Source organism: Streptomyces sp., from assembly GCF_050698815.1.
Lineage (GTDB): Bacteria > Actinomycetota > Actinomycetes > Streptomycetales > Streptomycetaceae > Streptomyces.
In genome coordinates this window covers 1-6,524 of record NZ_JBOHCV010000514.1, presented here as the reverse complement: position 1 = coordinate 6,524, position 6,524 = coordinate 1, and the positions used below count along the sequence as shown (strand labels likewise).

Annotated in this window: 6 protein-coding genes and 1 pseudogene; 6 read left to right on the top strand and 1 reads right to left on the bottom strand. The window is 67.2% G+C overall.

Going from position 1 to position 6,524, the window contains the following annotated elements:
• Positions 1–365 (top strand): annotated as a pseudogene (locus tag ACRDP3_RS18440) (hypothetical protein); the annotation flags it as partial.
• A 54-nt stretch (positions 366–419) separates the two neighbouring features.
• Here ACRDP3_RS18440 and ACRDP3_RS18435 read toward each other — a convergent pair.
• On the bottom strand, positions 420–719 hold the full coding sequence (locus tag ACRDP3_RS18435; protein WP_431518064.1) for a ferredoxin: 300 nt from the start codon (positions 717–719) through the stop codon (positions 420–422).
• Positions 720–961: 242 nt separating this feature from the next.
• Here ACRDP3_RS18435 and arc point away from each other — a divergent pair, with 242 nt between their 5' ends.
• The 5 genes from arc to prcA form a co-directional block, all read left to right on the top strand.
• On the top strand, positions 962–2,728 hold the full coding sequence (arc, locus tag ACRDP3_RS18430; RefSeq protein ID WP_431518063.1) for a proteasome ATPase: 1,767 nt from the start codon (positions 962–964) through the stop codon (positions 2,726–2,728).
• A gap of 254 nt (positions 2,729–2,982) precedes the next feature.
• Entirely contained in the window at positions 2,983–4,494 is a 1,512-nt protein-coding gene (gene dop, locus ACRDP3_RS18425; RefSeq protein WP_431518062.1) for a depupylase/deamidase Dop, read from the top strand.
• Positions 4,495–4,645: 151 nt separating this feature from the next.
• Positions 4,646–4,864 (top strand): ubiquitin-like protein Pup, encoded by a 219-nt coding sequence (locus tag ACRDP3_RS18420; protein WP_431518061.1) that lies wholly within the window; start codon positions 4,646–4,648, stop codon positions 4,862–4,864.
• Positions 4,865–4,996: 132 nt separating this feature from the next.
• Positions 4,997–5,842, top strand: a complete 846-nt coding sequence (gene prcB / locus ACRDP3_RS18415; RefSeq protein ID WP_431518060.1) for a proteasome subunit beta — start codon at positions 4,997–4,999, stop codon at positions 5,840–5,842.
• A gap of 55 nt (positions 5,843–5,897) precedes the next feature.
• Positions 5,898–6,524, top strand: a 627-nt coding sequence (gene prcA / locus ACRDP3_RS18410; protein ID WP_431518059.1) for a proteasome subunit alpha, incomplete at its 3' end; no start/stop codon positions are given.

Genomic DNA, 6,524 nt, shown 5'->3' with positions numbered 1-6,524 from the left:
AGGTCGATGTGACGGACCAGGGTTCCGCGGACTTCGACGGCGACGGGCGCAGCGAAACGGTCGCCTCCGTACGCTGCCGCTCGATCACGGGCACGCCGCCCAACGGCCTCTTCGTCCTGGCGGCGCCCGCCAGGCCCGGTGCGGCCCCCCGGGTCGTCGCGACCATGGTCGCGACCAAGGAGCGGATGACCGTACAGGACCTGAAGGTCCGCGGCCACACCGTCTCCGCGAAGCTGCTGGGCTACTCCTCGCCCGAGGTACCGCGCTGCTGCCCGGACCGGCAGCGCAGAGTGAAATGGGAGTGGAGGGGCGGGAAGTTCGTGCTCACGCCCGCTCCCGTCGCGGGCAGCGCGGAGAGTGTCTGAGACTCCACGGACCGTTCTCCGCCGGGGCATTCGGCCACGCAGCGTCCGCCGTCGTCACTCTTCGTGCTGCTCGGCGTCCGGTCCGTAGACTTCAACACTGTCCGAAACCCGCCGCACATGGATGCAGTCCCCCGGGCACTCCTTGGCGGAGTCCACGACATCGTTGAGGAGCGGCAGCGGTACCGGAGTGGTGGCGCCCTTGTCCTGGAGGAGCTCGTCCCCGGTGCTCTTCACGTAGGCAAGACCGTCGATGTCCAGCTCGAACACCTCGGGTGCGTACTGCGCGCAGATGCCGTCGCCGGTGCACAGGTCCTGGTCGATCCAGACCTCTAGTGCGTCGTTCCCGGTGCTCATCCTGTGCCTGCCGTTCCTGCGCTGGGGACGGAAACGTGCCGTCCTTGACGGGTGTTGACCATCTCGACCCTACAACCGGCCGCTTTCGGATAGTGATGGGTGGGTATTCCCTGGGCGTGAGGGAGTGCGCAAGGGTGAAGATCAGACACACCCCGACCGTCTTTGTGATCTAGGGGTTTCAACCCGTTCCGGTCCAGGTAGGGTCAGGAAGCGTCCAGCTCCCCCTGGAGGAGGTGAGGACCGTGGCAGCCCACGACGACGACATCAACCGCGGCATCCGGCCCGGTCGGGGTTCCGATGACCCGTCCGGCCAGGTCGCGTATCTGGAGCAGGAAATCGCCGTCCTGCGCCGCAAGCTCGCCGACTCTCCGCGGCACACTCGGATTCTCGAGGAGCGGATCGTCGAGCTGCAGACGAATCTGGCCGGCGTGTCCGCGCAGAACGAGCGGCTCTCCAATACTCTCCGTGAGGCGCGCGACCAGATCGTGGCGCTCAAGGAAGAGGTCGACCGGCTCGCACAGCCGCCGGCCGGCTTCGGAGTCTTCCTGCAAGCGAACGAGGACGGCACCGCCGACATCTTCACCGGCGGACGCAAGCTCCGTGTGAACGTCAGCCCCGGCGTCGAGCTCGAGGAGCTCCGGCGCGGCCAGGAGCTGATGCTCAACGAAGCACTCAACGTGGTCGACGCCATGGAGTTCGAGCGGGCCGGGGACATCGTCACCCTCAAGGAGGTCCTCGAGGACGGTGAGCGGGCTCTGGTCGTCGGGCACACCGACGAGGAACGGGTGGTGCGGCTCGCCGAGCCGCTGCTGGAGTCCACCCTGCGCGCCGGCGACGCCCTGCTGCTCGAGCCCCGCTCGGGCTACGTCTTCGAGATCGTGCCCAAGAGCGAGGTCGAGGAACTCGTCCTCGAAGAGGTCCCCGACATCGACTACGGCAAGATCGGCGGTCTGCGCGGGCAGATCGAGCAGATCCGGGACGCGGTCGAGCTTCCCTACCTGCACCCGGATCTCTTCAAGGAACACGAACTGCGCCCGCCGAAGGGTGTGCTGCTCTACGGGCCGCCCGGCTGCGGCAAGACCTTGATCGCGAAGGCCGTCGCCAACTCGCTGGCCAAGAAGGTCGCCGAAGTCACCGGCAAGCCCCAGGGGAAGAGCTACTTCCTCAATATCAAGGGCCCGGAGCTGCTCAACAAGTACGTGGGCGAGACCGAGCGGCACATCCGGCTGGTCTTCCAGCGTGCCAGGGAGAAGGCGAGCGAGGGCACGCCCGTCATCGTCTTCTTCGACGAGATGGACTCTCTCTTCCGGACCCGCGGCTCCGGCGTCAGCTCGGACGTGGAGAACACCATCGTCCCGCAGCTGCTCTCCGAGATCGACGGTGTGGAGGGCCTGGAGAACGTCATCGTCATCGGCGCCTCCAACCGTGAGGACATGATCGACCCGGCCATCCTGCGCCCGGGACGCCTCGACGTGAAGATCAAGATCGAGCGCCCGGACGCCGAGGCCGCGAAGGACATCTTCTCGAAGTACCTGACCGCGAGGCTCCCGCTGCACACGGACGATGTGTCCGAGCACGGCGGGAATGCCAATGCCGCGGTGGACGCCATGATCCAGTCCGTCGTGGAGCAGATGTACGCCGAGTCCGAGGAGAACCGCTTCCTCGAGGTGACGTACGCCAACGGCGACAAGGAAGTGCTCTACTTCAAGGACTTCAACTCCGGCGCCATGATCGAGAACATCGTGGGCCGGGCGAAGAAGATGGCCATCAAGGCCTACCTGGACCAGAACCAGAAGGGTCTGCGCGTCTCCCACCTGCTCGCCGCCTGCGTGGACGAGTTCAAGGAGAACGAGGACCTGCCGAACACCACCAACCCCGACGACTGGGCACGCATCTCCGGAAAGAAGGGCGAGCGGATCGTCTACATCCGCACACTCGTCACCGGAAAGCAGGGCGCGGACACCGGTCGCTCCATCGACACAGTGGCCAACACCGGTCAGTACCTGTAAGCAGACAGCGATCCGGCTGCGGACGCCCCAGGTGGACCCCCGCCGCAGGTAGGGGGGAGGGCGTGCGTGGCCGGATTGTCTTGAGCAGTCTGAGGAAGTCCGCTGAGTGATCTCCCGACTTCACTCCGTGCGTCTAGGCTCGTCCGTACCGCCGCCTCGCGCAGTGCGGACGAAAGGATCACACACGGGACGGATGCGCAGCGGGACTTGAGCGGTGACCCAATGGCGGGCCGCCGCCGGGCAAGGAGGGCCGCATGACCGTACGGCGAGTAATGGGCATCGAGACCGAGTACGGAATCTCCGTGCCCGGTCACCCCAACGCCAATGCCATGCTCACCTCATCCCAGATCGTCAACGCCTACGCGGCGGCGATGCACCGGGCGCGCCGCGCCCGCTGGGACTTCGAGGAGGAGAATCCGCTGCGGGACGCCCGCGGCTTCGACCTGGCACGGGAATCGGCCGACGCCAGCCAGCTCACCGACGAGGACATCGGCCTGGCCAATGTCATCCTCACCAACGGGGCCCGGCTGTACGTCGACCACGCTCACCCCGAATACAGCTCTCCCGAGATCACCAATCCCCGCGACGCCGTCCTCTGGGACAAGGCGGGGGAGCGGATCATGGCGCAAGCGGCCGTGCGGGCGGCCGAGGTCCCCGGCACCCAGCCGATCCACCTCTACAAGAACAACACCGACAACAAGGGCGCCTCCTACGGCACGCACGAGAACTACCTGATGAAGCGGGAGACGCCCTTCTCCGACATCGTGCGCCACCTGACGCCCTTCTTCGTCTCCCGGCAGGTGATGTGCGGGGCGGGGCGCGTCGGGCTCGGCCAGGACGGCAGCGAGCACGGCTTCCAGCTCAGCCAGCGCGCCGACTACTTCGAGGTCGAGGTCGGCCTGGAGACGACCCTGAAGCGCCCCATCATCAACACCAGGGACGAACCCCACGCGGACGCCGAGAAGTACCGGCGGCTGCACGTCATCATCGGGGACGCGAACCTCTCGGAGATCTCCACCTACCTCAAGCTCGGCACCACCGCGCTGGTGCTGTCGATGATCGAGGACGGCTTCATCGCCGTCGACCTCGCCGTCGACCAGCCCGTACGCACGCTCCACCACGTCTCCCACGATCCGTCACTGGGCCGGCTGATCACGCTGCGCAGCGGGCGCACGCTCACCGGTGTGCAGCTGCAGATGGAGTACTGCGAGCTGGCGCGCAAGTACGTCGAGGAGCGCTGGGGCGCGGACGCCGATGAGCAGACCAGGGACGTGCTCACCCGCTGGGAGGACGTGCTCTCCCGACTGGAGCAGGACCCGATGAGCCTGTCCGGTGAGCTGGACTGGGTCGCCAAACGGGAGCTGATGGAGGGCTACCGGCGCCGGGACCGACTAGGCTGGGACGCGGCCCGGCTGCATCTGGTGGACCTGCAGTACGCGGACGTACGGGCCGACAAGGGCCTCTACAACCGACTCGCGAACCGCGGCAAGATCCAGCGGCTGCTGGACGAGGACGAGGTCCTGCGGGCCGTGGGCACGCCGCCGGAGGACACCCGCGCGTACTTCCGTGGCCGCTGCCTCGAGCAGTACGCCGACGATGTGGCCGCCGCTTCCTGGGACTCGGTCATCTTCGACCTGCCCGGCCGTGACTCTCTGCAACGGGTGCCCACGCTGGAGCCGCTGCGCGGTACGCGTGATCATGTCAAGGAGCTCCTGGACCGCTGCCGCACGGCGGAGGATCTGGTGAGAGTGCTGTCCGGAGGCTGAATGACGGCGATGACGGCTATCCGGAGCCGGATGCGGGAATCACCGGGGTGGTCCCCGGACGTTGGGAGAAGTGAAGGGCCTATGTCAGTCCCTGCTTGTAGGGTCTGATCTTGTACGTCACGCGTACACCGAACCGAGCGGGGTGAGGGATATGGCGACCAAGGACAGCGGCGGCGGGCAGCAGAAGGCCACGCGCCAGACCGAGGAGACCGAGGAGCAGTCGGAGGACACGCAGGTCTCCGAGGACCTCAAGGAGCGCCAGGAGGCGCTGTCGGACGACGTGGACTCCGTCCTGGACGAGATCGACGACGTCCTCGAGGAGAACGCCGAGGACTTCGTGCGCTCCTTCGTGCAGAAGGGCGGAGAGTAGGGCGCGTGATCGCCGTCCTGCGTTCCCGAAGCCGGGGGCGCGGGACGGATGACTTCTGTGCCTCCGGGTATGGTCCGTGCAGTATTCCAAGATCTCTTCTGATCCCGACTTCCGACTCGTGGAAGGAAACGTGTGGAAGCCAACACTCGTGGCACAGGGCGTCTGCCGGCCGCCTTCCTGACTCCCGGCTCGTCCTCGTTCATGGACTTCCTCTCCGAGCACGCCCCGGACACGCTGCCGGGCCGGCGCCCGCTGCCGCCCGTCGAGGGTGCCGTGCAGGCTCCGCACGGCACCACGATCGTCGCGGCGACCTTCTCCGGCGGTGTGGTGCTCGCGGGCGACCGGCGGGCGACGATGGGCAACGTCATCGCCCAGCGGGACATCGAGAAGGTCTTCCCAGCCGACGAGTACTCCGCGGTCGGTATCGCCGGTACGGCCGGGCTCGCGGTGGAGATGGTGAAGCTCTTCCAGTTGGAGCTGGAGCACTTCGAGAAGGTGGAGGGTTCGTCGCTGTCCCTGGAGGGCAAGGCCAACCGGCTCTCCACGATGATCCGCAGCAACCTGGGCATGGCGCTTCAGGGCCTCGCGGTCGTCCCGCTCTTCGCGGGGTACGACGTGGACCGTGAGAAGGGCCGGATCTTCTCCTACGACGTGACCGGCGGCCGTTCCGAGGAGGTCGGATTCACCGCCGTCGGTTCCGGCTCGGTCTTCGCGCGCGGATCGCTGAAGAAGCTGCACCGCGATGACCTGACGGTGCAGCAGGCGTCGACGGTCGTGCTGCAGGCGCTCTACGACGCTGCGGACGACGACTCGGCGACCGGCGGCCCCGACATGACCCGGCGGATCTATCCGATCCTCATGGTCATCTCCGACGAAGGCTGCCGCCGGCTCACCGAGGCGGAGGTCTCCGAGGCCGTCCGCACGATGCACGAGGGCCGGCTCGTGCAGCCCAACGGGCCGCAGGCCCCGCTCTCCTAATGGCCACGGGGCCTTCCGCGGCCTCTCAGACAGGACAGGAAGGGACGGATAGCCGGTGTCGACGCCGTTCTACGTCTCACCCCAGCAGGCCATGGCGGACCGCGCCGAGTACGCCCGCAAGGGCATCGCGCGAGGCCGCAGCGTGGTCGTGCTGCAGTACACCGATGGCATCGTGTTCGTCGCCGAGAATCCCTCGCGGTCACTGCACAAGATCAGCGAAATCTACGACCGGATCGCCTTCGCCGCGGTCGGCAAGTACAACGAGTTCGAGAATCTGCGCATCGGCGGTGTCCGTTACGCGGATCTGCGGGGCTTCACCTACGACCGGGCCGATGTGACGGCGCGCGGCCTGGCGAACGTATACGCCCAGACGCTGGGCACCATCTTCTCCAGTGCGGCCGAGAAGCCGTACGAGGTGGAGCTGGTCGTCGCCGAGGTCGGCGCGACTGCCGAGGGCGACCAGATCTACCGCCTGCCGCACGACGGATCGATCGTGGACGAGCACGGCTCGGTCGCGGTCGGCGGCAATGCGGAACAGATCAGTGCGTATCTCGATCAGCGGCATCGTGACGGGATGACGCTCGCGGAGGCGCTGAAGCTGGCCGTGCAGTCGCTGTCCCGCGACACGAACGGCAGCGAGCGGGAGATCCCCGCGGAGCGGCTCGAGGTGGCGGTGCTCGAC

Bases quoted from the DNA above. Each gene is read 5' to 3' on its own strand.
- ACRDP3_RS18435 (WP_431518064.1), bottom strand. From the start codon at position 719: ATGAGCACCGGGAACGACGCACTAGAGGTCTGGATCGACCAGGACCTG.
- dop (WP_431518062.1), top strand. From the start codon at position 2,983: ATGACCGTACGGCGAGTAATGGGCATCGAGACCGAGTACGGAATCTCC.
- ACRDP3_RS18420 (WP_431518061.1), top strand. From the start codon at position 4,646: ATGGCGACCAAGGACAGCGGCGGCGGGCAGCAGAAGGCCACGCGCCAG.